The 25,309-nt window shown below is 73.7% G+C and carries 20 protein-coding genes, 2 pseudogenes and 1 riboswitch; of the genes and pseudogenes, 10 read left to right on the top strand and 12 right to left on the bottom strand.

The window, feature by feature from the left end; all coding sequences use genetic code 11:
• Positions 1-16 precede the first annotated feature (16 nt).
• Positions 17-805 (top strand): helix-turn-helix domain-containing protein, encoded by a 789-nt coding sequence (locus tag OG594_RS34980; protein WP_266606390.1) that lies wholly within the window; start codon positions 17-19, stop codon positions 803-805.
• Here OG594_RS34980 and OG594_RS34975 read toward each other — a convergent pair.
• Together OG594_RS34975 and OG594_RS34970 are read right to left on the bottom strand one after the other, a co-directional pair.
• A complete protein-coding gene (locus OG594_RS34975; RefSeq protein WP_266606389.1) occupies positions 791-1,213 on the bottom strand; it encodes a hypothetical protein in 423 nt (140 codons plus the stop codon). The two genes, OG594_RS34980 and OG594_RS34975, sit on opposite strands and share 15 nt — an antisense overlap.
• A gap of 189 nt (positions 1,214-1,402) precedes the next feature.
• On the bottom strand, positions 1,403-2,737 hold the full coding sequence (locus OG594_RS34970; protein ID WP_266606388.1) for a hypothetical protein: 1,335 nt from the start codon (positions 2,735-2,737) through the stop codon (positions 1,403-1,405).
• 406 nt (positions 2,738-3,143) lie between these two features.
• On the opposite strand from OG594_RS34970, the gene OG594_RS34965 reads away from it, so the two are divergent.
• Genes OG594_RS34965 through OG594_RS34950 form a run of 4 tightly spaced genes read left to right on the top strand, consistent with a single transcriptional unit; the run spans position 3,144 to position 7,556 of the window.
• Positions 3,144-4,178: a hypothetical protein gene (locus tag OG594_RS34965; RefSeq protein WP_266606387.1), complete on the top strand. Its 1,035-nt coding sequence runs from the start codon at positions 3,144-3,146 to the stop codon at positions 4,176-4,178.
• A complete protein-coding gene (locus tag OG594_RS34960) occupies positions 4,175-4,828 on the top strand; it encodes a toxin-antitoxin system, toxin component (RefSeq protein ID WP_266606386.1) in 654 nt (217 codons plus the stop codon). Before OG594_RS34965 ends, OG594_RS34960 begins: the two co-directional genes overlap by 4 nt.
• Positions 4,825-6,351 (top strand): NAD(P)/FAD-dependent oxidoreductase, encoded by a 1,527-nt coding sequence (locus OG594_RS34955; protein ID WP_266606385.1) that lies wholly within the window; start codon positions 4,825-4,827, stop codon positions 6,349-6,351. Before OG594_RS34960 ends, OG594_RS34955 begins: the two co-directional genes overlap by 4 nt.
• Entirely contained in the window at positions 6,348-7,556 is a 1,209-nt protein-coding gene (locus OG594_RS34950) for an MAB_1171c family putative transporter (RefSeq protein WP_266606384.1), read from the top strand. The genes OG594_RS34955 and OG594_RS34950 overlap by 4 nt, the downstream gene beginning before the upstream one ends.
• Positions 7,557-7,710: 154 nt before the next feature.
• Here the strand turns inward: OG594_RS34950 and OG594_RS34945 are convergent, their stop codons facing one another.
• Positions 7,711-8,556 carry a bifunctional 5,10-methylenetetrahydrofolate dehydrogenase/5,10-methenyltetrahydrofolate cyclohydrolase gene (locus tag OG594_RS34945; RefSeq protein ID WP_266606693.1) on the bottom strand — a complete coding sequence of 282 codons (846 nt, stop codon included), beginning with the start codon at positions 8,554-8,556 and terminating at the stop codon, positions 7,711-7,713.
• 84 nt (positions 8,557-8,640) lie between these two features.
• Positions 8,641-8,743, bottom strand: a riboswitch (ZMP/ZTP riboswitch).
• Between the two features lie 57 nt (positions 8,744-8,800).
• On the opposite strand from OG594_RS34945, the gene OG594_RS34940 reads away from it, so the two are divergent.
• Together OG594_RS34940 and OG594_RS34935 are read left to right on the top strand one after the other, a co-directional pair.
• Entirely contained in the window at positions 8,801-9,562 is a 762-nt protein-coding gene (locus OG594_RS34940) for a class I SAM-dependent methyltransferase (RefSeq protein WP_266606383.1), read from the top strand.
• Positions 9,563-9,777: 215 nt separating this feature from the next.
• The gene (locus OG594_RS34935; RefSeq protein ID WP_266606382.1) at positions 9,778-11,370 is read left to right on the top strand and encodes an RNA polymerase sigma factor; all 1,593 of its coding nucleotides are present in this window, start codon (positions 9,778-9,780) and stop codon (positions 11,368-11,370) included.
• A gap of 114 nt (positions 11,371-11,484) precedes the next feature.
• Here OG594_RS34935 and OG594_RS34930 read toward each other — a convergent pair.
• The 6 genes and pseudogenes from OG594_RS34930 to OG594_RS34905 form a co-directional block, all read right to left on the bottom strand.
• Positions 11,485-13,290 (bottom strand): annotated as a pseudogene (locus tag OG594_RS34930) (hypothetical protein); the annotation flags it as partial.
• 2 nt (positions 13,291-13,292) lie between these two features.
• Entirely contained in the window at positions 13,293-14,354 is a 1,062-nt protein-coding gene (locus OG594_RS34925) for an ATP-binding protein (protein WP_266606381.1), read from the bottom strand.
• 103 nt (positions 14,355-14,457) lie between these two features.
• On the bottom strand, positions 14,458-14,901 hold the full coding sequence (locus tag OG594_RS34920) for an SRPBCC family protein (protein WP_266606380.1): 444 nt from the start codon (positions 14,899-14,901) through the stop codon (positions 14,458-14,460).
• A gap of 41 nt (positions 14,902-14,942) precedes the next feature.
• Positions 14,943-16,346: an amino acid permease gene (locus OG594_RS34915; RefSeq protein ID WP_266606379.1), complete on the bottom strand. Its 1,404-nt coding sequence runs from the start codon at positions 16,344-16,346 to the stop codon at positions 14,943-14,945.
• 75 nt (positions 16,347-16,421) lie between these two features.
• Positions 16,422-18,818, bottom strand: a complete 2,397-nt coding sequence (locus tag OG594_RS34910; protein WP_266606378.1) for a phage holin family protein — start codon at positions 18,816-18,818, stop codon at positions 16,422-16,424.
• Between the two features lie 125 nt (positions 18,819-18,943).
• A complete protein-coding gene (locus OG594_RS34905; protein ID WP_266606377.1) occupies positions 18,944-19,348 on the bottom strand; it encodes a hypothetical protein in 405 nt (134 codons plus the stop codon).
• Between the two features lie 120 nt (positions 19,349-19,468).
• Between OG594_RS34905 and OG594_RS34900 the strand changes: the two genes are divergently transcribed.
• Both OG594_RS34900 and OG594_RS34895 read left to right on the top strand, forming a co-directional pair.
• Positions 19,469-20,245: an MBL fold metallo-hydrolase gene (locus OG594_RS34900; protein ID WP_266606376.1), complete on the top strand. Its 777-nt coding sequence runs from the start codon at positions 19,469-19,471 to the stop codon at positions 20,243-20,245.
• A complete protein-coding gene (locus tag OG594_RS34895) occupies positions 20,242-20,871 on the top strand; it encodes a DedA family protein (protein WP_266606375.1) in 630 nt (209 codons plus the stop codon). The genes OG594_RS34900 and OG594_RS34895 overlap by 4 nt, the downstream gene beginning before the upstream one ends.
• A gap of 27 nt (positions 20,872-20,898) precedes the next feature.
• Here OG594_RS34895 and OG594_RS34890 read toward each other — a convergent pair whose 3' ends face one another.
• On the bottom strand, positions 20,899-21,873 hold the full coding sequence (locus tag OG594_RS34890; RefSeq protein WP_266606692.1) for an SMP-30/gluconolactonase/LRE family protein: 975 nt from the start codon (positions 21,871-21,873) through the stop codon (positions 20,899-20,901).
• A 580-nt stretch (positions 21,874-22,453) separates the two neighbouring features.
• Here OG594_RS34890 and OG594_RS34885 point away from each other — a divergent pair.
• Positions 22,454-22,915, top strand: a complete 462-nt coding sequence (locus tag OG594_RS34885) for a MarR family winged helix-turn-helix transcriptional regulator (protein WP_266606374.1) — start codon at positions 22,454-22,456, stop codon at positions 22,913-22,915.
• A 15-nt stretch (positions 22,916-22,930) separates the two neighbouring features.
• Here the strand turns inward: OG594_RS34885 and OG594_RS34880 are convergent.
• Both OG594_RS34880 and OG594_RS34875 read right to left on the bottom strand, forming a co-directional pair.
• Positions 22,931-24,059, bottom strand: a pseudogene (locus OG594_RS34880) (MBL fold metallo-hydrolase).
• A gap of 31 nt (positions 24,060-24,090) precedes the next feature.
• Positions 24,091-25,308: an aminotransferase class I/II-fold pyridoxal phosphate-dependent enzyme gene (locus tag OG594_RS34875; RefSeq protein ID WP_266606373.1), complete on the bottom strand. Its 1,218-nt coding sequence runs from the start codon at positions 25,306-25,308 to the stop codon at positions 24,091-24,093.
• Between the last annotated feature and the right edge of the window lies 1 nt (position 25,309).

Genomic DNA, 25,309 nt, shown 5'->3' with positions numbered 1-25,309 from the left:
GGCTAACGTCGTACGCATGACGACGACGAGTGTGGGCACCCTGCTGCGCGCCTGGCGGGAGCGGCGCGGCATCAGCCAGCTGGAGCTGGCGGGCCGCGCCGACTCCTCGTCCCGACACATCAGCTTCATCGAAACGGGCCGGTCCCGGCCGAGCGAGGAGATGGTGCTGCGGCTCGCCGGCCATCTCGACGTACCGATGCGGGAGCGCAACTCCCTCCTGCTCGCGGCGGGTTACGCCCCGCGCTACGCGCACACCGCGCTGGACGACCCGGCGATGGAGACGTTGCGCGAGGGCATCGCCCGCCTGCTGGCCGGATACGAGCCCTACCCGGCCCTGGTCGTAAACGCCGTGTACGACGTCGTCGCCGCCAACCAGGGCATCGCAATGCTGCTGGACGGACTGCCGGAGCACCTGCTGACCCCGCCGCTGAACGCCATGCGGATCACCCTGCACCCCGAGGGCCTGGCCCCGCGGATCCACAACCTCAGGGAGTGGCGCGGACACCTGCTGGCGCAGATGGAGCGGCAGATCGCACTGGCCCGCTCCGAGCCGCTGCGCGCCCTGTACGAGGAGGTGTCGGCCTATCCGGTCGCCGAGCGCCCGGGCGACAGCGCTCCGGAGGAGCCCACCGCGTACATCGCACTGCCGCTGGTCATCGAGCACGACGGGCACCTGCTGTCGTTCGTGTCGTCCATCGCGACCTTCAACACGCCGATGGACGTGACCGTCGCCGAGCTGGCCATCGAGACGATGCTCCCGGCCGACCCGGCGACGGTGAAGTACCTGCGCTCACTGGGAGGCTGAGCCCGAGCGCAGGGCCAGCTGCTGGAGCACGGCGAAGCCGCCCACGGTGACGGCCTGGGCCGGGATCCACAGCAGCCCGGCGGCGGTGGGCTCGAACCAGAGCACCAGCGACGCCAGGCTGAGGGCGGCCCAGGCGTAGTTCGTCTCGATGACGAGCTTCACGGGAAGGACGGGCGGCTGCCGCCGCGAGGCGAGCCATCCGACGCCGGCCCCGTACGCGACGAGGAGGATCCCGAGTTCCAGCAACAGCCCCTGCCCGACCCCGAGCAGCCGGCCGAGCGGGGCGGACAGGGCGACGTACGCGAGCCCGTTGGCGGTGGTGACGACCGAGTCGAGGGCGAGGATCCGGCGCAGCGCGGTCTGCGGGACGCGGTTGCGGGCGAAGCCGGTGAGCGGGGTCGCGGACATGGGAATCAGCCTCCATCGAGGTCGAACGGCCAGGTGGGACACGGATCCCGGGACCGAGTGCGCGGCCCCGGAACCCGATGCGTCCACTGTGCCGGGGCCCGCGAGGAGGGTCGATTACCCCGGAGGTAACGAGCCCCCTCCGGGGACGGGCTCAGGGCGTCCGCGCGCCGTGCACGTGGACGATCGCGTTCAGGCGAGCACGTCGTCTTCACGGCCGGGCCAAGCGAGCGTGATCCCGACTCGCTCGCACAGGGCGACCCACCGCGACTCCGACGGCTCCCGCTCCACCCAGAGGACGGCGCGCACGGAGTCCGCCCGGTCCGTGAGCCTGTCGTGGTAGTCGAGCAGTTGCCCGATGCCCGTGCGCAGCTGACGCGTCTCGTTGGCCGGCGTCAGCGACTTCACCTCGCACACCGTCAGCCCGGCAGCGGTCAGCCGCCACCCGAGGTCGAAGTCGGGGTCGCCTATGCCCGGTGAGAGCACCTCGAGTCCGTGCGCGGCGGCCGCCTTCGCCAAGTCGTTCTGCAGCTTGCGGTGCGCCTTGAGGTTCCTCCCCACGAGGTCGGAGTCAGCGGGGCTGAGCTGGGCGGGGGACGGTTCTACCGATTCGTCCGCCACGCGGTATCCGCAACCGACGGGGACGCTCGCCGGCTGGGTGGTCGTGCCGACCCGCGCCAGGTGGAACCGGATGACCTTCCGGAGCTGCCCGCCGCCCGTCTCCGGGGCCTCACCCCAGGAATACGGCTGCTCCGGGTCCACCGCGAACTCGCCGACGTAGCGGACGACGCCGCGCGACCCTTCGAAGAGCCGCAGCGCGAGCCCCAGACCGACGTGGTCGCGGGTGGAGGCGTTCCCCAAGGTGTCGAAGGTCTGCGGCCCGATCTGGCCGTCCCCCGTGTAGTGGAACGTGCCGTCCTCGGCCCACTGGTCGAAGTAGCCGTGCTGGTGACCCGTCTTCGGATCGCTGAACAACAGCACGTTGTCCGACTTGGCGCACTTGCTGATGCCGCCCTGACGGCTACCGCCGTACCGGTCGTGCAGTTCCTTGCGCTTGATGGTCTGGCCCGGGAGCAGATGCCATGCGGGCGCCGCGTCCTCGGCCCGTCCGTCGGCGAAGGCCTCTTCGAAGGCGCTCCACTGCTCCTCCGTCACCCGGTGCGGGTTCGTGGCGAACAAGGAGCTCAGCGGGGACCGCTCCTGGAAGCGCGCGTCCTCCTGGAAACGCTGCCGCGGGACCGCCCGCCCCAGCCACTCGTCCATGACCAGCGGCGCGTACCAGCGCGTTCCGGGGTCTTCTTGCCAGTACTCATCGGGGGCGCTCGCCTGCTGCGTCGGGGCGCCGGTGATGCGCCCCCTGCCGACGAGGCCGCCCCGGGGCCCCGTCACCCACATGACGAACCGGTCGCCGGCGGCCAGGTGCTTGAGGTGCCGCCCGACGCTCCAGGAACTGAGTTCGTGGCCGTCCTTCCGGTACCTGTCGAGCTCGAACATCTCCTGGTTGCACGCCAGAAGCCACGTCGCCATACCCACCCCCGTTGGGTCGAGGAGATCAACTACACGAGGCTACGGCAGAGCACCGACAATCCGCGGAGCCCGCCCGCCGGGCACCCGCACGCCCGCCCCCGAGGCGGCGTCCAGTCTCACGGATGATGCCGCACGGCCGCGTACGCCCGCTCGATCTCGTCCGCGCTGCGCGGCATGTCCGTCGACGAAGAGGTCCGATCGTAGAGGGGTCAGGAGCGACCGGCCATCTCACCTCCCCTACGGGCGGAGCTTGTTATTCCGTTTAGTGGCGGGGGATCGATGCCCACCCTTTTTGAGCTGTACGGCAGGAAACGTTGGGGTTCCCCTGGTTCGGCCAGGGGCAGGAGGCTAGGCTTCGCGAAGCCGAATCACTCGAACGCCTTGTCGACATATGGAGAATCCGCCGGTGCGAGCCGCCGCCCGACCCGATCTCGCCGCCATCTGGCGTCGCACCTGGGCCCTGGCGCAGGAGCACGGGCAGGATCCGTCCGAGGTGCTGGCGGTGGATCGGCTGAGTCATCTCTCCGGGGTCGAACCCGGCCGCGTGCCCCAGGTGGTGGCGGGCACCGCCGTGGAGGCGCCGCTGGAGCGGCGGGTGCACCAGCGGTTCATGCGGCTGCGCGCGACCCGGCGCGACAAGCACGGCCGGGAGTGGCCGCTGGCGGCCATCGCCGACGAGTTCGACGCGCCCGGCGCCTCCCTCGGGCCGCTCAACGCCGGTACCGGGCTGCCCCGGATGGGTCACGCGGCCGGTGTGCAGCGGTTCTTCGGCGTCCATGCCGGTTTCCTCCTGGCCGACAGCAAGAGCGCGGTGGAACGGGCCCTCGCCCTGTCCGCCACCACCGTCCCCACCGTCCCCGACGGACGGGACGACCTGGAGCGCCTGTCGTACCTCACCGGGATGACCCCGCAGGCCATCCGACTCACCCTGGACGGGAGGCCGCCGCGACTCCCCCTCAAAGAGCAGGTGCACCTACGGTTCGAGCACCTGCGCCGCACGCGCGTACGCGAGGACGGCCAGCCCCACTCGCTGGCGGCCATCGCCAAGTCCTTCGACGCGTCGGGGCAGTCGCTGACCCGCCTCGCCCGGGGCGAGGGCCTGCCGAACCTCGCCGCGGCCGCCGGGATCCAGCGTTTCTACGGCGTCGAGGGCGGCTTCCTGCTGGCCGACGACACCGAGGCGCTCTCCAGCGCCCTCGCCCTGATCGAGGGCGAGTTGGAGTCCGCCGTGCGGGACCGGCAGAACCCGATGCTGGCGGTGCTGCGGGCGCACGACGTACGCAGCATCGTCACGCGGGCCGGGCGGCTGTCGCCCCAGGGCTGGAAGTCACTGGCCGACCACTTGGACGACCTCCTCGCGCGCGAGGGGCAGCTCCGGGTTCCGGGCACGAAGGGCGGGGCGCCCATCGAGGGCGCCGCCGCTGAGGGAGAAACACCATGAGGACCACCCGGGCCATGCGCAAGCTGGCCTCCGATCTGCTGGAGGGCGCACGCCTGACGCCGCCGGCCGATGCCGGGGAGATCATCGGGGCGCTGTGCACCGCCTACGCCGGGCGGCGCGGCGGAGAGCGGAAGGTCGATGTTCATTTCACCTCCTTCCCGCCCGACACCGCGAGCGGGCTGTGGCTGGAGCTGGACGACGTCGACCTGATCGTCGTCGAGCAGCACACCCGGCCCGAACACCAGCTCGTCATCGCGTGCCACGAACTGTGGCACCTGGACGAGGGGACCAGCGACAGCGTCGGCCCGGGCATGCTGGTGGCCGCCCGGCTGGCGGGACACCCCGGCCGCCTCGCCGAACTACTGGCCTCCGAGTCCGGGCTGGAGGCAGTGGTCCGGCAGGTCGCCGCCCGCGCCGACCAGGGGGATCCGGACGAGGTCCGGGCCGAGACCTTCGGCCTGCACCTCGGCAACGCCCTGCGCTCCTACCTGCCGTCGCCCCGGGAGCAGGAGCTCCCCGAAGACATCGAGCGCATCAAGTCCTCACTCGGTTGGGGAAGCCCCGTGCCACGCCGCGACGCAGCCGCCGGTCGCCGCATCCCTCACGCCGATGCCCTCAGCACGGCCCTGACAGAGAGCACGCCACGATGAACCAGTCCACCCCGCCCCGCCACGCGATCGTCATAGGCGGCAGTCTGGCCGGCCTCCTCGCGGCGGCCGTCCTCGCCGAGCACGCCACGGTCACCGTCATCGACGCCGACCCGCTGCCCGAGGGTCCGGCCCCGCGCCGTGGGCTCCCGCAGGCCCGGCACACCCATCTCCTGTGGTCGGGCGGTGCCCGTGCCATCGAGCAGATCCTGCCCGGCATCACCGACGACTGGACGAAGGCGGGGGCCATCCGCCGCAGCCTCCCCACCGACCTGGTCAGCATGACCGCCCACGGATGGATCCCGCGCTGCGAGGAGAAGCAGTTCAACATCTCCTGCAGCCGCGATCTCCTCGACTCGGTGGTCCGCGCCCGGGTGACCGGGCTGAAGGGGGTCTCCACGCTCCAGCAGAGCCGGGTCCGCGCCCTGGAGGGCACGGCGTCCCGGGTCACCGGCGTACTGGTCGACACCCCTGAGGAAGCGGGCCGGCTCCTGACCGCCGACCTCGTGATCGACGCGAGCGGCCGCGGCTCGCGCGCCCGGACCTGGCTCCAGGCGCTCGGCGTCACCGGGATCCGCCAGGCCGAGGTCGACTCGGGCCTCGTCTACGCGACGAGGATCTTCGAAGCCCCGGCCGGAGCCCACGCGATGGGCTTCCCCATCGTCAACGTCCAGTCCGACCCGCGGGTGCCGGTCCCGGGCCGGACGGCCACGATCGTGCCCATCGAGAACGGCCAGTGGCAGGCCACCCTCTCCGGGACCCGGGGCGGCCAGCCGACCGGCGACCCCGACGCGTTCATCCCGTTCGCCCGGGCCGTCCGCGACCCGATCGTCGGTGAGCTCCTGGAGGGCCGCAGACCCCTGACGGACGTCGCCGTCACCCAGGGCACCGCCAACCGCCGGATCTACTTCGAGAAGGCCGACCTGCCCGACGGGTTCTTCGCCGTCGGCGATTCCGTCGCCACCTTCAACCCGCTGTACGGACAGGGCATGTCCGTCGCGGCCCAGGGCATCCTGGCCGTGCGCACCCTGCTGCGGGCGAAGGGACTGGAGCACCCCGGCATCGGCCGCGAGGCGCAGCGCGCCATCGCCCCGCAGGTCAGCACCGCCTGGGAGCTCGCCACGTCGCAGGACATCCTGTATCCCGGGGCCACCGGAATGAAGCCGCGCGCCGGCACCGGCCTGCTCAACCGGTACGTCAACCGGCTGATGACGGGAGCCACCACCGACGAGGCGCTCACCGCCGCCCTGCTCAAGGTCCTCACCATGAGCACCGCGCCCACCCACTGGATCCGCCCGTCGGTGGTCTGGCACGTCCTGCGCGCCTCGGACCGGGGCGCGCTGAAGGCGCCGCCGCTCACCGCCGCCGAGCGGGCCGTCGCCGGGCTCGACCGGGCACCCGGCACGACGTCCGGCACCGGCCCGGGCACCGGCCCCGTCACCGGCACGACGTCCGACACCGGCACCGGCACCGGCCCGTCCGCGGACCCGGTCGGGCCCGCCGACGCCGTCGGACAGGCCCGATGAGCGGCAGGATCCTGCCGCTCCTCCCCACGTCCCTGATGGTCCTGGCGCTGCTGATCAAGATCCCGACGCTGCGCCGGGACTGGGACCGGCCGCTGAACCGGACCGCGTGCGCGCTGCTCACCGTCGGGGCACCCATCAACTTCCTGGCAACACCGTCGACCATCGCCTCGGTCAACCGCCACACCGGCGTGGTCAACTTCTCCGCGCCCCTGGTGTTCGGCCTGTGCACGGTGTTCTCCGGGCTGTGCGTCGTCCTGGTCCTGCAGTGGCGCGGCGGGCCTCCGGCGACCGTGCGCCGGGCCACGCGGCTGACCACGGCCCTGTTCGGCACGGCGACCGCGGCGATCGTCGTCCTGTTCGTGATCGGCGACGCACCGGTCGAACGGCTCCGGGACCTGGACACGTACTACGCGACGACGCCCTGGATCCGCGAGATGATCGTCTGCTTCCTCGTGGCGCACACCCTGGGCACCTCGGCGCTGACCTGGCTGTGCGGCAAGTGGCTGGCCCGCGCGGACCGCGCACTGCGCCCGCTGCGCACGGGGCTGGCCCTGATCGTGGTCGCCGGGCTGATGGACCTGGCCTACCTGGCCGCCAAGTGGGCCTCGGTCGTGGCCCGCTGGACCGGCCACGACCTGGTGTTCCTGTCCACCGACGTGGCGCCGCCACTGGCCGGGGCCGCCGGGCTGCTGCTCGGTGCCGGTTTCGTCGTGCCGCTGGTCGGCGGGTCGGCGACGTGGCTGGCCTACGGCCAGTACCGGCGGCTGCGCCCGCTCTGGAAGGCCCTGCGCGGATTCGCCGCGACCCAGGGGCGGACCGTCCCGCTGGCCTGGTGGTCCCCGGTGGGGATCCGGCTCATCCACCGCGAGTCGGTCATCGACGACGGCATCCTGGCGCTGGCCGGCTGGTGCGACCCCCGGGTGCACGGCGTCGCGTACGAGGAGGCCCGGGCCCGGGGCATGAGCGAGGCGCGGGCCGCCACGGTCGCGGACGCGGCCGTCCTGGCGGCCGCCTGCCAGCGCAAGGCCGCCGCCGCGCACGGAGCCGCGCCGGGGCCGGCCGCGGTCCCGCAGCCCTACCGCCTGGGCCGCCAGCCCCTGACCGCCCTCGCCCACGCGTTCCGTACGTCCGACATCGTCGCCGCGGCCCGTGACGCTGCCACTGCCGCGGCGCCGGGCCCAGATCCCGACCCGGTCGGCGTCTGAGGCGCACGGAGCCCCGTGCGTGCGGACCGGCCCACCGGCTCCGGGGAAAGCACGACGCCCCGGACCGGGGGACCGGGGGACCGGGGGGCCGGGGCGTGCGGGCGTGAGCGCGTGCGTGCGTACGTACGTCGTACGCAGGAGCCGCGTGGCGGGATCAGAGCTCCGCGAGGTCCAGTCCGGCCTGCGCGGCGGCCGCCTGCACGGTCTGCTCCAGCAGTACGGCAATGGTCATCGGGCCGACCCCGCCCGGCACCGGCGTGATCAGTGAGGCACGGGCGGCCGCCGACTCGAAGTGCACGTCGCCGACGTTGCCCTCGTTGTACCCGGCGTCCAGGACCACCGCGCCCGGCTTGATGTCCTCGCCCCGGATGAACTCGGCCTTGCCGACGGCGGCGACCAGCACGTCCGCCTGGCGCACGATCGAGGGCAGGTCCTGGGTGCGCGAGTGGCAGTAGGTGACGGTGGCGTTCTGCTCCAGCAGCAGCATCCCGGCCGGCTTGCCGAGGATCGCGCTGCGGCCGACGACGACGGCGTGCTTGCCGGTCAGGTCGACGTCGTAGGCGGCGAGCAGCCGCATGATGCCGCCGGGGGTGCAGGAGACGAAGCCCGGCAGCCCGAAGCCCATGGCGGCGAAGGAGTGCATGGTGACCCCGTCGACGTCCTTGCCCGGGGCGATGGCCTCGAAGGCGGCGCGCTCGTCGATGTGGTGCGGGACGGGGTGCTGCAGCAGGATGCCGCTGATCTGCGGGTCCGCGGAGAGCGCGGTGAGGGTGGCCACCAGCTCTTCGGTGGTGGTCTCGGCCGGCAGCTCGACGTGGCGGGAGGTGATCCCCGCCTTGGCGCAGCGGTTCTGCTTCATGCGGACGTAAGTCACGGAGGCCGGGTCCTCGCCGACCAGCACGGTCGCGAGGCAGGGGGCGGTGCCGGTGCGCTCGGTGATCTTCGCCGCGTAGGCGGCGGTCTGCTCCGAGATGCGGCGGGCGAGGGCCGTGCCGTCCATCAGCTGGGCGGAGCCGGCGGCAGGGGCGGCGGCAGTGGCAGTCTGGGCAGTCGTCACGGGGTCTCCTGAACGTCGCTGCGGATCGCGGTTCGCCCAGGCGCGCGGCAGTCGACGTACCGGAGGTCCACAGGTACGCCGGGCCGCTCCCCGGTGGTGATCCACCCGAACGCCAGTCACGGCCCGCCGACCACTGTAGTCGACATATCCGGTGGTTGTCGGGCGTCCGACCTGGGACGATCAAGGCATGACGCGTACTTTCGACCACCTTGTCGCCGAGGCCGAGTCCGTCTCCGTGGACGGCTGGGACTTCTCCTGGCTCGACGGCCGGGCCACCGAGCAGCGCCCTTCCTGGGGCTACCAGAAACTGATGAGCGAGCGCCTGGCCCGGGTCCGGTCCGCACTGGACATCCAGACCGGCGGCGGGGAGGTCCTGGCCGGGTGCGCTCCGCTGCCGCCGCTGACGGCGGCCACCGAGTCCTGGCCGCCCAACATCGAGAAGGCGACGCGGCTGCTCCACCCGCTGGGCGCGGTGGTGGTCGCCGACGCCGACGAGCCGCCGCTGCCCTTCGGCGACGCCGCCTTCGAGCTGGTGACCAGCCGGCACCCGGTGTCGATCTGGTGGGAGGAGATCGCGCGGGTGCTCACGCCGGGCGGCAGCTACCTCTCGCAGCAGGTCGGCCCGTCGAGCGTCTTCGAGCTCGTCGAGTACTTCCTCGGGCCGCAGCCGGAAGAGGTCCGGCGCGGCCGGCACCCCGACGACGCGGTCGCCGACGCCACCGCGGCCGGACTCGAAGTCCTCGATCTGCGCTCCGAGCGACTGCGCACAGAGTTCCACGACATCGGAGCCGTGATCTACTTCCTACGGAAGGTGATCTGGATGGTGCCCGGCTTCACGGTCGGGCAGTACCGGGACCGGTTGCGCGAGCTCCACGAACAGATCGAACGTGAAGGTCCGTTCGTCGCTCACACCGCCCGCTTCCTCATCGAAGCCCGTAAAACGGGCTGATCTGAAGGGCGGACGGATCTATGCCGGATCGGGTTGCGCGGCCACAGCGTGGCGCAGGTCACTCAATTCAGCGCGTAACGAATCTACTCGGGCATGCGATGAACCGACAGGTGTCCTCGCGCGGCCCGGAATACAGACCCCCCTCGGGTCTGTTTCCCGAGTTCGCGCGATGATGTCCCGCCCACCATTTATCTGTTCGCAACGAGAGGCTCCTTGTGTCGCTCAGCCCGTCCCGTACGTTCCCTCCGGAGATCGCCGAATCCGAGGCCCTTGTCGCGCTCGTCGAGCGCGGCCGCGAGCAGGGTCACATCAACGGTGACGACGTGCGCCAGGCCTTCGAGGCCGGCCGCATCCCGGTGGACCAGTGGAAGCGGGTCCTGCGCAGCCTGAACCAGGTCCTGGACGAGGAGGGTGTCGCCCTTCACGTCAGCGCGGCCCCCGCCACCAAGGCCGCCGCCAAGAAGCCCCGCAAGGCTGCCGCCGCCCCGGCCCGCACCGTGGCGAAGAAGGCCGCCGCCGCGCCGCGCCCCATCGGCGCGCGCAAGACCGCGGTCACCACCGCGGCCACGGCTGCCACCACCGCCACGGCGATATCCGCTTCGTCGGCCGCTGCCATCGGGGACGAGGCGTCGGCCGAGGCCGCCGTCGAGCCGAAGAAGCGCACGGTCAAGAAGACCGCCGTGAAGAAGACCGCCGTGAAGAAGACCGCGGCGAAGAAGACCAGCGCCAAGGACGCCGACGAGGGCGAGACCCCCGTCGTCGAGGGCGAGGACTGGGCTGCCGAGGACCTGGTCGACGAGGCCGAGGACGAGGCTCCCAAGGCCGGCGGCACCCAGGGCTTCGTCCTGTCCGACGACGACGAGGACGACGCCCCGGCGCAGACGGTCATGGTGGCCGGCGCCACCGCCGACCCCGTCAAGGACTACCTCAAGCTCATCGGCAAGGTGCCGCTCCTCAACGCCGAGCAGGAGGTGGAGCTCGCCAAGCGCATCGAGGCGGGTCTCTTCTCCGAGTACAAGCTCGAAGAGGAGGAGGACCACAAGCCCGCCTTCAAGCGCGAGCTGGAGATCCTGGTCGAGGACGGCCGCCGCGCGAAGAACCACCTGCTGGAGGCCAACCTCCGTCTCGTGGTCTCCCTCGCCAAGCGCTACACGGGCCGCGGCATGCTCTTCCTGGACCTGATCCAGGAGGGCAACGTCGGCCTGATCCGCGCCGTGGAGAAGTTCGACTACACCAAGGGCTTCAAGTTCTCCACGTACGCGACCTGGTGGATCCGCCAGGCGATCACGCGTGCCATGGCCGACCAGTCGCGCACGATCCGCATCCCCGTGCACATGGTCGAGATCATCAACAAGCTCGCCCGCGTGCAGCGCCAGATGCTCCAGGACCTGGGCCGCGAGCCCACCCCGGAGGAGCTGGGCAAGGAACTCGACATGACCCCCGAGAAGGTCATCGAGGTCCAGAAGTACGGCCGTGAGCCGATCTCCCTGCACACCCCCCTGGGTGAGGAGGGCGACAGCGAGTTCGGTGACCTCATCGAGGACTCCGAGGCGGTCGTCCCGGCGGACGCGGTTTCCTTCACCTTCCTCCAGGAGCAGCTCCAGTCCATCCTGGGCACGCTCTCGGAGCGCGAGGCGGGCGTGGTCTCCATGCGTTACGGCCTCAACGACGGCCAGCCGAAGACCCTGGACGAGATCGGCCGCGTGTACGGGGTCACCCGTGAGCGCATCCGCCAGATCGAGTCCAAGACCATGTCGAAGCTGCGCCACCCGTCGCGTTCGCAGGTGCTGCGCGACTACCTCGACTGAGTCGATCTCCTCCAGAACGCCCCCGACCCGCGGATCCGCAGGTCGGGGGCGTTCTGCGTCCGGCCGGGAGCGATCAGGCCCGATCCGGCCAGGCCAGGCCAGGCCAGGCCAGGTCAGTCGGAAGACGGGACCCTTGGGGGTGAACGGCAGGGAGGCGCCCTGGGGGATCAGGTACGCGTGTTCGCGCCGGATGCGCAGGGTGTCGCACCAGCCGTCCGTGATCACGAGCACCGGGGCCCCGGGCGGGAAGTCCTCCGCCCGCTGGAGCAGGTCGATGCCGGGCTGCAGCTCGGTCCCGCCGCGCCCACGGACCCGTACCCGGCCCGCGATCTCGGTCGGGGGCAGATAGCCCGCGTCGTACGGCGCCGCGTCGCAGAAGACGACCCGTGCCGCCGGTACGTCGCGGGCCTGCGCGTACGAGGCGATCGCGCCCAGGGCCTTGCCGAGCAGGGCGGCGTTCATCGACCCCGAGGTGTCGAGCACCACGCCGAAGGTGCAGCGGGCGATCTCTTCGGGCGGGAAGTAGCGGCCCGCGCGCGGGATGTCCGGGGTGGAGGCCTGGCGGCGCGCCGGGCGCGCGAAGCTCCGTACCGGCTCGGGGCGCGGCACGTACTCGTCGAACCAGCGGGCGAGCCGGGCGTCCCACGGCACGGGCGGGTGGGCCAGGGCCCGGATCTCCTGGATCAGCCCGGCGGGCAGCAGGCCCCGCTCCCCGTACGCGTGCAGGTCGAAGCCCTGGACGAGGCCGCGCCGGTAGAACTCGTCCAGGTCGGTGTACGGCCCGCTGCCCGGGTGGGGCAGCGGCTCGCCCAGGATGTCTCCGCGGCCCTTGCCGCGCAGGGTGGCGAGGCGGCGCATCCGGCGCAGGTCGGCGGTGATCCGGTCGTAGACCTCCTCGACGGAGAGGTCCCTCAGCTCCGGGTCGTACAGCAGCCCGGCGGGCATCTCGCCGACGCCCATCTCGACGAGCCAACCGTTGACCACGTAGTCGGCGGCCACGTTGTGCAGGTACGGGTCCCGGGCGCCGCGGCGCTCGCCGTGGCGCAGGGCGGCGTGCAGCATCTCGTGGGCCAGGATGAACCGCCATTCCCCGTCCTCGAAGCTGCGCAGCGGGTTGACGTAGATCTCCCCCGCGGTGGCACTGACCGCGGCGACGTCGATGTCCTGGGCGCGGGCCAGCTCGGCGTCGGCGACGATCTTCAGGCCGCTGGCCAGGCCGCCGAGGAGCGGGTACGAGGAGACGAACCAGTTCAGGGCGCGGTCCCACGGGCGCTGCGCCGCGCGCTGCCCCGTGACCCGGTCGCGGCGCCCGCCGGCGACCTCCATGGCGGCGGAGACGCTGCGGGTCAGGGCGTGCGCGAACGCGGTCTCCCAGTCGGGAACCTGGGTGGAGTTCCATGCGGGCCAGGTGACCAGGAGCTGGTCGGGGTGGTCGCCTGCGGTGCCGCAGTGGGCGAGGGCGGCGGGGATGCCGTCCCGGCGCCAGCGGGCCGCGAGCAGTTCCTCGTCACCGCCGGGGTACTCGGCCGGGAGGTCGTCGGGGGGCCGCAGGGACGGCTGGGTCAGCAGGAAGCGGTTGACGACGGCGCAGCGGGCGGCGAGGTCGAAACGGTCGGGCTGTACGCGCTTGTCGACGGCCGCGGCCGGGACGTGGCCGAAGCCGAGGTGGAGCAGGGCGTGGGCGAGGGCCCAGGCCCAGGCCGCGGGGTCGGCGCGCAGCCCGGAGCGGACGTGGAGGACGCCGTTGGAGTCCACGGCGACCAGGCCCGCGGCGGGGGTCCCGGGGCACTTGGACTGCTCGCACACGCTCCCGCCGACGGCGGCGAGGGCCGGGTTCCGTTTGACCAGGGCGAGCCCCTCGGCGAACGCCTGGGCGGCGGGGTCGGGCGGGGCGGCCTTCTTCGACCGGGGGCGCGACACGCTCACCGGCGGGCCTCGACCAGGCGCGGCATGTCCCGGGCGGCCTCCACGAGGAACCAGGAGGGCAGCACCGGCAGGCCGTCGACGTCCTCGGCGATGACGGTCTGCGCCACTTCCACGGAGATCTCGGCGAGCTGGACCAGCAGCGCCTTGGCCCGGTAGGCGGTCTGGCGCAGGGCGGGCGAGACGTGCTCGCGCTGCGCGGGCAGCTCCTTGACCAGGCGGCCTCGGAAGGCCTCGGCGAGGTAGTAGAGCAGGTCGCGGTCGGCGGGGCGGGTGGGCCAGGAGGCGTCGCCCTTCATGATCGCCTCGATGCCGAAGCTGTGCCGCACGATCTTGGCGTAGCCGCAGAAGGAGACGGCGTGCGCGGGGGTGAGGGTGCCGTGCGCGATCACCTTGAGGGTCTGCTCGTCGAGTTCCGCACCGAAGGAGTGCAGGGCGTCGGAGAGCATGTGCCAGGAGCGCGGGGTGGAGAAGGGCTCCTCCGTCTTGGGCGGCTGCGACCAGAGGTGGTCGGGACGGTCGGTGAGGTAGTCGGTGACCCAGGGGTGGATGCCGTGCTCGCCGGCCCAGACCAGCCAGTCCCCCGCGGACGCCTGGAGGTGGACGTGGGTGAGGCGGTTGACCAGCGCGGAGGCGATCGGCCGGGCCAGCGCGTTGTCGGTGGCCCGGTTGCCCGCGCCGATGACGATGGAGCCGGCCGGCAGCTCGTAGGAGCCGATCCGGCGGTCGAGGATCAGCGAGTAGAAGGCCTTCTGGACGTCCGGGCTCGCGGCGTTGAGCTCGTCGAGGAAGAGGCAGTACGGCTCGTCGCGGGCGATGGCCTCCGGCGGGCAGAAGACGGACCGGCCGTTCTGGATCTGTGGGACGCCGATCAGGTCTTCGGGGGCGAGCTGGGTGCCGAGCAGGCTGACGCACTCCAGCCCGAGCGCGTCGGCGAACTTCCTTACGAGCGAGGACTTTCCGATGCCGGGAGCCCCCCAGAGGAACACCGGCCGGACGGTGGCGAGGCCGAGCAGCAGTTCGGGGATCTGGGCGGGGGTGACGGTGACGGCGGCCTGCACGGGCGTGGATGTCCTCGGGGGTGTGGCGGGTGTGTGGTGCGGCCAGTGTGGCCGCACCACACACCCCGGGGCATCCGGTTTTCGCCCCCCATGCCGCGCGCCGTCAGCGGGTTTCGAGGAGGTGCTTGAGCTTCGCCTCGCCCCGGGGCATCTCCTTGCGGACCATGGGCCTGACCACGAGGGGTACGAGGGCCCGGCCCAGCCCGCGGCCCTCGAAGTCGACGTCCAGGGTGACGCGGGAGCGGGCGCCGCCGTCGAGGGGTTCGACGGTGCCGCGCACATCGGGGCGTACCGGCCCGTCGACCCCGTGCACGTGCCAGCTCCTCGGCGGGTCGAGCTCCACGAACTCCATGGTCGTGGGGACCCGCCGGCGGCCGATCTGCCGGGTGACGAGGATCAGCGAACCGACGTGCACGGGGAGGTTTCCGACCGGGACGGCGGACACGGCGCTGTCCTGCCACTCCGGCAGGTGCGTGGGATCCGTCAGGTACGCGTAGACGTCCTCGGGCCTGCGGTCGATGTCGATGCTCTTCCTGAATGCGGACATGGTGACCCCTTGGCGCCCCCTGGGCGGCCCCTCTTTCCAAGCTACTCCGCGGGTGACGCGGCGGCGCGGTGCTTCTTCGCGGACAGGGCGGCGTAGACGAGGACGCCCGCGAAGAGGAAGAGCACGCCCTGGTAGACGGCCGCGTAGCCGGAGCCGGCGACCAGCCACATCGAGAAGCCGAAGGCGAGGGCGGCGAGGATGCCGTCGCGGGCCAGGCGGCCGGGGTGGACCCGCTCGCGCTGCCCGGAGAGCAGGAAGTAGATCTGGGCGGCGGTGGCCAGCAGGTAGGGGACGGTCGCCGTGAAGGTGGTGATCAGGACCAGGCTCTCGAAGACGCCCCGGGTGCCGGCCGTGTAGTTGTAGACGGTGAGGGCGGAGGCCAGGGCGACGGTGACGACCACGCCGACGACGGGGACCCCGCGCTTCTTCGTCTCGAAGGCCTTCGGGAAGAGCCCGTCCTTGGCGGCCGCGTACGGGGTCTGCGCGCTGAGCAGGGTCCAGCCGTTGAGGGCGCCGAGCATCGAGATCACTGCGGCGCAGGCGACCACGGTGCCGCCCCAGGTGCCGCCGGCCCCTCCGTCTGCGGAAAACATGGCGTTGACGGCGTCCGTGAAGGGGGCGGTGGAGGAGACCAGCCGGTCGTGGGCGACCAGGCCGAAGACCGAGACGGTGCCGAGCAGGTACACGGTGGCGGCGCCCACGGTGCCCAGGACCGTGGCCCGGCCGACGTTGCGGGCCGGGTCGCGGACCTCGCCCGCGCTGACGGTGGCGGACTCGACGCCGAGGTAGCTGAACAGCAGGATCGCCGCGGAGGCGGAGACGGCGCCGGCCGCGCTCTGGTCGGTGGCCCGGAAGGGGCCGAGGTTGGCGGGGTCGAAGAAGAACAGCCCGCCGACGGCCACCAGGAGCAGCGGGGCGAACTTCAGCACGGTGGCGACGACTTGCACCGCGCCGACGTAGCGGGTGCCCGCCAGGTTGGAGAGGGCCGGGAGCCACTGGACGGCGAGGGCGGCCAGGCACATGGACCACTTGTGCTCGCCCGCGGCGGGGAACAGCACCGTGAGGTAGCCGACGGCCGCGACGGCCAGGGCCGCGTTCGAGACCCAGGCGGTGATCCAGTAGCTCCAGGCGGCGAGGAAGCCGGCGAAGTCGCCGAAGGCGGCGCGGGCGTAGACGTAGGGGCCACCGGTCTGCGGGTGGCGTTCGGCGAGCCGGCCGAAGACCAGGGCGAGGGCGATCGCGCCGGCGGTGAGGACGGCGAAGGCGACGAGGCTGATGGTGCCGAAGGGGGCCACGGAGGCGGGGAGGAGGAAGATGCCGCCGCCGATGATGTTGCCCATGACCAGGCAGGTCGCGACGGGGAGGCCGAAGCGGCGCGCGTGGGGGTCGCGGCCCTGCTCGGGGGGTGCGGCGGCCTCGGCGGGCAGGGTTGCGGTGCTGGTCATCGGTGGTGCGCCTCGGGTCGTCTCACATGGTGGGCGGGTCGACACATGGTCGACGACCGGGCGGGACGTACCAAATCAGCGGGTTTCGTCCCGCGCGGGCAACCCATCGGACGGAAAGATTCCGCCGATGGGGGCCTCCGGCGGGCAATCCTGCGGCACCGCACGCGGGGGCCGCTCATCCGGACCCGGCACGGGCGGCGGCCCACCTGCCGGGTCCGCGGGCTGCCGCCCGGCCGGGTCCGGGAGCCCCGGTGGTCCGGGTACTCCTCGCGGATCCTCGGCGTCGGCTACGGCTCCGTACCTCCACGCCTCCGTCCCGGGGCACCCCGGGGGTACCGCGGTCGCCGCCGGGGTGTGCCCGGTACGCGGTGGGTCCGGCGCCTCGCGGGCCGCCGCGAGCGGCGCCGCGGGCTCCTGCGCCGGTTCGCCCACCGACGGAGCCAGGGGCGCGGCCACCACCGGTACCTGCGGCCCGTCCGCCTCGCGCAGCCAGCGCCGCAGCACGGCGTGCACCGCCTCCGCGCCGGCCAGTTCCGCACCGGGGTCCGACAGCTCCGAGGGCCACATCAGGAACGGGCGCCCCTGCTCCCCGCCCAGACCGCCGTGCGAGCCGATCTGTTCCTCGAAGGCGTGCACCGCGCCCGTCCGGGGGTCGTACGCCGAGTTGACCATGACGTCCGCCACGTGCGGGAAGGCGTCGGTCCGCCGGACGGCCTGCGCCGCACCCGGGCCGAAGGGAGCCAGCAGCTCCTCGGCCTCCCCCGGGACGTCCAGCCGGGCCGCCCTCCCGTCCCGGCCCAGTACCACCCCGTCCACCAGCAGGAACCCCACGCCCGGATGGTTCGCCAGGGTGGTCAGCAGGGCCGGGTGCGCGCGCTCCACGCGCGCCCGCGACGCCCGGCCGGGGATGTCCGGGAAGGAGATCAGGCCGAGGTTGCCCGAGGCCAGCACCACCGGGTCGGAACCCGGTCCCGGGTGCGCCTCCTCGCCCTCCTCCACCGGCCGGTGGAGCGCCGCGAGCACGGCCGCCCGGGCCTCGGCCCCGCTGCGCGTACGGCCGGCCCGGCGCGGGACCGGCAGCCCGCAGCCCGCCCGGACCAGGTCCCCCAGGGTCAGCCCGTACCGGCCGAGGAAGGTCTCGCCCGGGCTCTGGCCGTGGTCCGAGAGCAGCACGATCCGGTACCGGCGCGGCGCGTGCTCGGCGACCCGGGCGATCAGCGCGAGGCTCCGGTCCAGGCGCTGCAGCACCCGGTCGGTGTCCCGGCCGTGCGGGCCCGAGTGGTGCGCGACCTCGTCGTAGGCCACCAGGTCGGCGTAGACCGCGGAGCGCCCGGCGAGCATGTCGCCGATCACGGCCGCGACGACCACGTCCCGTTCGACCACGGTCGCGAAGGCCCGGATCAGCGGGTACAGCCCGCCGCGCGACACCCGTGGCCGGTCCCCGCGGATCCGTGCCCGCAGTGACTGGACGGCCTCCCGGACCACTTCGGCCACGAAGGACACGGCCGTACGGACGGCGTTGGCCGGATCGGAGAAGTACGCGAAGTAGCCCGCGCGGGACCGGTTGGCCCGCCCCCGCCGGGCCGAGACCGACAGCACCAGCGCCAACTGGTCGGCGCCGCCGCTGAACAGGTTGCCCCGGCTCGCCCCGTCCAGCGTGAGCAGTCCGCCGTCCCCGGTGCGCGCGACGGCCCGCCGCTGGAGCTCGGCGGCGCTGGTCGGCCGGTTGCAGACCATCACCTCGCCGGTTTCCTTCTCGTACCAGCGGAAGGCGGGCACGTCGAAGTTGGAGCCGTGCAGGATCCCGAGCTGGCTGGCGCCGGTCTGGCTCGACCAGTCCGTGCGCCAGGACCGGGCGCGGTGGCTGCCCTCCAGCAAGCCGGTGACGGTGGGCATCAGCCCGCTGCCGCACGCGCGGCGCAGCTCTTCGTACCCCACCCCGTCCAGCTGGAGCACGAGCAGGCCCGGCGGGGTCTCGGCGGCCCGGGACGGGACCGCCCTGCCCTGCCTGCGGCGGCGCCGGTCGGCGAGCCGGTAGAGCCGCCGCCGGTAGGCCTCGTCGTCGCGCACGGCGAGGGCGGTGGAGGTCGCCGACGCCACCGCGGACATCACGGCGGCGACGACCACCGCGGTCTCGGGGGCCACCTCGCTGCGGCCGTCCGGGATCAGGTCGAGCGCTATCAGCAGGAGCGAGCCGTTGAGGAAGAAGACGAGCAACCCGAGCACCAGGGCGGGCACCAGCAGCAGGGCCCGAACGAGGACCGGCCAGACCAGCGCGCTGAGCAGACCGAAGGCCCCGGCGGCCCACGCGGCGGTCAGCCCGATCTGCGTGATGCTGTCCCCGTCGTCGGACTGGAGCCGGAAGTCCGGCAGGATCCCGGCGAGGGCGAGCATCGTGAGGGTGGACACGGCCCAGACCAACAGCACCCGCACCAGGGCGCTGCCCGCGGTCCGCCACCGTCCTCGCCCCACGCCGCCACCTCCCGCGCGCCCCGTCCGCCTTCCAGGCTCGCACAGCCCGGCGCACCAGGTCGGGCGACGCGGACGGCGCACCGGGGCACATGGCGGGGCGGCCGATCGGCGTGGGTCAGGTCAGGTCAGGTGCCGTCGTAGCCGGCGGTCGGCATGGACAGCCTGCGGTGCACCTCGGCCTTCATCGCGGAGGTGTACCGGGGCTCTTCGCCCCCGGCGGTCTCCAGCCGTACGCCGCGCCGCTCGCACTCGGCGGCGAACTCCTCGACGGAGCGCAGCGCGCGGGCCAGCACCCGGTGGTTGGCGGCGACGAAGAGGTCGACCTGCCCGGTGTCGACGTCGGACCAGAGCCCGCAGTGGTCGGCGCGCAGCCCGTAGACCAGCAACTGCTTCGTCACGACGTAGCCCCGGTCGGCGGCCCAGCGCGCGCACATGGAGTGCTGGCCGCGGGTGTCCACGGCGAAGGGGTCGGCGTCGAGGTCTTCGAGCGGGGCCAGGCTGGTGATCGCGGCCACGCGCAACTCTTCCATGTCGCCGGACCCTACTCCGATACTCCGCGGTAGAGGAGGGGGCTGCCGAGATCCGGTTCCGAGCGCCCGCGCGGGGCAGACTCTAGGCTCGTGAACGGGGCGCGAGGGAGGGAGGTCCGGGTGCCGGTGGAGATCACCTGGTGGGGTCATGCCACGTGCACCGTCGAGGACTCCGGGGTCCGGCTGCTCACGGACCCGCTGTTCGCGCGGCGGCTCGCCCACCTGCGGCGGCGGCGCGGTGCGGTGCCCCCGCCCGAGGCGTCGGTGGCCGACGTGGTGCTGGTCTCCCATCTGCACGCCGACCACCTGCACCTGCCGTCGCTGGCGCGCCTCGCGCCCGGCACCCGGCTGCTCGTGCCGCGCGGGGCGCGCCGGGCCGTGCCGGGGCTGGCGCGGGTCGCAGGGCTGCGCGGGCTGGCCGTGACGGAGGTGGTGCCGGGCGAGGAGGTCCCCGTACGGGACGGCGTACGGATCCGGGCGGTCGGCGCGCGGCACGACGGACGGCGGCTGCCGTTCGGGCCGCGCCTGTGTCCGGCGCTCGGGTACGTGGTGCAGGGCGCCGTGCGGACCTACTTCGCCGGGGACACCGGGCGGTTCGACACGATGGCCGAGGAGGTCGGGCCGGTGGACGTGGCCCTGCTGCCGGTCGGCGGCTGGGGACCGTACCTCGGCCCGGGGCACCTGGACGCGGGGCGGGCGGCGCGGGCGCTGGCCCGGCTGGCGCCCGCGGCGGCGGTCCCGGTGCACTACGGGACGTACTGGCCCGTCGGGCTGGACGCGGTGCGGCCGCACGAATTCCACGCTCCGGGCGAGGAGTTCGAGCGGCTCGCGCGGCAACTGGCGCCCAAGGTGACCGTACGGGTGCCGCAGCACGGCGAGCGGGTGCGGCTGCCGTGACGTGGCGCGAGCTGGCGGCGGCGGCCGGCCAGGTACCGCCGGAGAGCACCCAGCAGGCGGTGGGGTACCCGGCGCTGTTCCTGCTGGTGGCCCTGGGTGCGCTGGTGCCCGTCATCCCGACGGGTGCGCTGGTGAGTTCGGCGGCGGTGGTGGCCTTCCACCACCAGTCGCCGCCCTACGGGGTGCTGCTGGTGTTCGCGGTGTCGGCGCTGGCGGCCTTCACCGGGGACATGACGCTGTACTGGCTCGGGCAGCGCGGGGTGCGTTCACGGGGCGGCTCGCGCTGGCTGGAGGCACTGCGCGGCCGGGCCACGCCGGAGCGGCTGGAGCAGGCGCGCACGAGGCTGGACGAGCACGGGGTACTGGTCCTGGTCCTCTCGCGGCTGGTCCCGGCGGGCCGGATCCCGGTGATGCTGGCCTGTCTCCTGGCGCAGATGCCGCTTCGCCGCTTCGCCCGCGGTGACGCCCCGGCCTGCCTGGCCTGGGCGGCGACGTACGGGCTGATCGGCATCCTGGGCGGCACCCTCTTCGCGGAGCCCTGGAAGGGCGTGGCCCTGGCGGTCGGCCTGGCCCTCGCGATCAGCGCGGGGCCCTCGCTCTGGCGCCGCCTGCGCCCGCGGCCCTGAGCCGGCCCGCACCTCCCCCACCGCCCCCTATCGGTCCCGGCCGTGTCCCGGCTGTCCCGTCTGTCCCGGCTGACCCGGCCGTGCGGCGGCCGGTGGGAACGCGAGACCCGTCGGCGTGTTGAGGCCGGTGAAGGCGAGCGTGACCTGTCCGCCGCCCGTCTCGCGGACCCGTACCACCCGGTTGTTGAAGCCGTCGGCCACGTAGAGGTGGCCGGAGCCGTCGAGCGCGAGGCCGAGCGGGGAGCTGAGGCCGGTGGTGGGCACCGTGCTCTGCGCACCGCTGCCCGCGGCCACCTTCACCACGCGGTTGTTGCCGCTGTCGGCGACGTAGAGGTCACCGGCGGCGTTCGGGGCCAGTCCGGTCGGCTGGGAGAGCCCGGTGGTGGGCACGGTGCTCTGGCCGCTCCCGTCCACGGCCACCTTGACGACGCGGTCGTTGACGAAGTCGGAGACGTACAGCTCCCCGCCGGGCGCCCACGCCAGCCCCCAGGGGTGCAGCAGCCCGGTGGTGGGGACGGTCGTCTGGCCCCCGCCGCCGGCCGGCACCTTCACGATCCGGTCGTTGAAGCTGTCGGCGATGTAGAGGTTCCCGGCCGGGTCGACGGCGAGCCCCAGTGGGCGCGACAGGTCGACGGTGGGAACGACGGCCTGCGCCCCGCCGTTCGGGGGCAGCACGAGGACCCGGTTGTTGCCGGTGTCGGAGACGTAGAGCCGGCCCGCGGCGTCCCAGGCCAGGCCGGTCGGCCGTACCAGGCCGTCGAGGGGGACGGTGCTCTGGTCCCCGCCGTCCGCGGGCAGGGCCAGCACCCGGTTGTTGCCGTAGTCGGACACGTACAGCGGCGGCCCGGCGGGTGACCGTACGTCGCCGGGCGGCGCGGCGCCGGCCGCGCCGGCCGCGCCCGCGGGGAGTGCGCAGAGCACCAGCAGCGCCACCGCGGCGGCCAGTCGCCGGGTCCACCGCCGGGCGGCCGGGGGTGCGTGCGTTCGCGACTCGGCCGTCATGCGTTCCACGACTCACCCACCTGATCCGAACGGTCGGCCGGCCCGGTGCCGTGCCCCCGCCGACCCTAGGAAGCGTCGGGCGCGGGCGCGGGAGCCACGCCATCGGAGCGGCCGGCGGCCACTCCAATGCCCGGGGAGGGCGGTTCCGGCCGTGGGGTGGTCGAGGCCGGTGCAGATCCGATCGAGGAGGGTGGGCAGCACGCGGCCCTCGGGCGAGGGGGTCGGGTTCGCCGGGCGCCGAGCGTGACGTCGTCGTCCGGGGCCGGCGGCGCGGGAGCCACCGGCGAGCGCGAGGGCCGTACGGGGCGCCAACAGGGCCGGGGAGCGGTGGCGCGCTCGGGAGGTCTTCGTACGTGCATTACGCGCATCACGACCGTCGCGCTCGGCCCCCGAGGCGGGCGGAACCGGCCAATTTTGCCGGGGGGAGGCCGTCCCCCGCCCCTCCGCCACACCCCCGCCCCCTCCCCGCAGGGGCGGGATCGGGACGGCTGCGGACGGCGACTGGACCTCAAGTGCGCTTGAGTTCATAGGGTCTTGGACAGCGCACCAGGCTGCACCACCAACGGGGAGTTGATCCGCCATGGAGTACTCGCACGATGACGCCGAACTGATCCGCCAGCCCATCGGCTACTGGAGCTGGGCCGCCTACGAGGCGGTCGTGAACCGCACCCGTGGCGCGCTCGCCGGGCTCGGCATCAGCCAGCCGCAGTGGTGGATCCTCGCCCGGGTCGCGCGGGCGGGCGACGAGGTCAGGACCCGGGACGAGGTGACCGAGACGCTGCGGGGGTACCTCGCGGTGGGCGAGGGGGCGCTGTCCGAGGAGATGGACACGGTCATCGTCCAGGGTTGGATCACCCAGGACGCCGAAGGGCGCCTGGAGATGACCCCCGAGGGGCGCGAGTTCTTCGCCGAGGCAGCGGCCCTGCAGGGGGACCTGTGGGACGAGCGGCACGCCGGGATCTCCGACGAGGAGTACCTGATCACCCTCAAGGTGCTCCAGCGGTTCATCCACAACGTGGGCGGGCAGGCCTGGCACCACTGAACCGTCAAAGCCGCGTCACGCGCCGACCCCGGCCCCGCCCGGCAGCGTGCGGGAGGCGCCGATCGGCAGGTCCCAGAGGTCCTCGCGCGGGAGGCCGGCCCGGTGCCAGGCGGCCAGCGTGCGGGACAGGGGTTCCATGACCGGTTCCGCGGAGAGGACGAAGGTGGCCCAGTGCATGGGGGGCCATCCGGCGGGCACCGAGGTCGCGACAGGCCCGGACGGCTTCCTCCGGGTCGGCGTGGACGTCGCCGAGCCACCAGCGCGGGGCGTACGCGCCGACGGGCAGGAGGGCGAGGTCGATGCCGGGGTGGCGGCGGCCGATCTCGCCGAACCAGTGCCCGTAGCCCGTGTCACCCGCGAAGTAGAGCTTCCGCGGCGCCGCACTCAGGGTGTCGGTGAGGATCCAGCCGCCCCACAGGGACCGGCACGTGTCGATCAACGACCGCTTCGACCAATGGTGGGCGGGGACGAACTCGAAGCGTACGCCGCCCAGTTCGGCCGATTCCCACCAGTCGAGGTCAGTGACCCGGGTGAAGCCGCGGCGGCGGAACCAGCCGGCCAGGCCCGCCGGTACGAAGAGGGGCGTGTGCCGGGGCAGCCGCTTGAGGGTGGGGGCGTCGAGGTGGTCGTAGTGGTTGTGGCTGATCACCACCGCGTCCACCGGTGGCAGGTCCTCCCACCGCACCCCGACCGGGGTCATCCGGGCCGGGGTGCCGAGGATCCGCCGGGACCAGACCGGGTCGGTCAGTACGGTCAGCCCGCCGGTCCGCAGGACCCAGCTGGCGTGCCCGGCCCAGGTGACGCAGACGCTGCCGGGGGGCGCGGGGGGCAGCGGGCCGGGCTCGTACGGCAGGTCGGGAATGCCGCGCAGGCCTTCGGGGCCGGGCCGGAAGGCGCCCTCGCGGGCGAGGCGGGCGTAGCCGCGGACCCCGGGCAGCGGGGTGGTCAGCCGGTCCGCGAACGAGCGGGGCCAGCGGCGGTGTTCACCGAGCGGACGCGGCGCGGACGCACGCTCCGGTGCGGCGGGGGCCAGGTCGGGTGCGGAGTCGGCTGAAGGGGCCGGGGCCGGGGCCTGGGCCGGGGCTGGGGCCGGGGCGGGAGCCGGCGCAGGGGCGGGGGCGGGGGCATCCGTCCGGTCCCTCATCGCGAAGTCTCCGTTCACCGGGGTCGGGTGGTCAGGCCAGCCCGGCCAGGACTGATCCGAGGAGTTCAAGGGAGTCGCGTACGTGCGGGAGCGCGAGCGGATCGCGGGCGGTGAGCGCGGCCAGCCGCTCGTGCGGGGTGGCGCCCAACAGCGGCCCGGTGGACAACCGCACCCGCAGCGCGCCCAGTTCGTCGGCGAACCGCTGCCCGCCCGGTGTGGGTGCGCCGAGCCGGCCGCCGAGCCAGTCCTCCAGTTCCATCGCGTCGCCGACCCCGTGCCGGGCGAGTCCGGCGCGCAGCGGGGTGAGGTCGGCGTACAGGTGCCGGCCGGCCTGCGGGGGCCTGGCCAGCGCCCCGGCCTCCAGCAGTCGGTGGTGCGCGGCGGCGGCCACCACCCCGTGCAGGGCGGCGGCGGCGTACGCGCGCCCGGCGACGGCGTCGGGTTCGTCGAGGGCGTGCGCGGCGGCCGCCGCGACCGGTCCGGCGACCATCGCCCCGGTGGCGGTGAGGACGTCGAGGGTACGGGCGCGCAGCCAGGTCCCGCGCGGGGTGTCGGGGAAGCGGACGACGGCGGCGGGCCAGCCGGCCGGCAGCATCGCGCCGGCCAGGTCGACGAGGACGGCCGCCCGTTCGGGGAGCATCTCGGCGGGGCTCAGGACCAGGGTGTCGTGGGGCCGGTGGACGGTGTCGCGCCAGCTCTCGTCGCTGACGACGAACAGCCCTGCGGATTCGGCGGCCTCGCAGGCCTCGAGCAGCATCTCGGGCGGCGGCACGGTCGCGGTGGGGTCGTCGGCGACCGACAGCAGCAACACGCGCGGGTCACCGCCCTCGGCGCGCACCCGCCGGACGGTCTCCAGCAGGGCGTAGGGGTCGGGTACTCCGCCGCACTCGGCCGGGGTCGGCACGTGGTAGGCCCGCCGTCCCAGCAGCCGGACCTGGGGGGTCCACCAGGCGGGACAGGGGCGGGGCAACATCACGTCTCCCCCGTACGCCCCGAGCAGGGCCAGGAGCAGCGCGGGGGCTCCGGGGCCGGCGGCGACGCTCTCGGGGGAGGTGGCGAGCCCGCGCCGTCCCCAGTGCCGGCAGGCGGCCTCCCGTACGGCCTCGCCGCCGCCCGGGGGCTCGGGCGCGGCCCGTCCGGCGGCCGCGGCGAGGACGGAGACCAGTTCGGGGAGCACGGGCAGGCCGGGTTGGGGGGCGGGCGGGCCGTACCGGACCGGGCCGCGGCCCTCCGCCGCCGTGCGCTGCATC

Origin of the sequence: Streptomyces sp. NBC_01214 (assembly GCF_026340975.1) — a bacterium.
Taxonomy (GTDB): domain Bacteria; phylum Actinomycetota; class Actinomycetes; order Streptomycetales; family Streptomycetaceae; genus Streptomyces.
The sequence above is the reverse complement of the archived record's forward strand: the minus strand, read 5'-3'. Positions and strand labels throughout refer to the sequence as shown.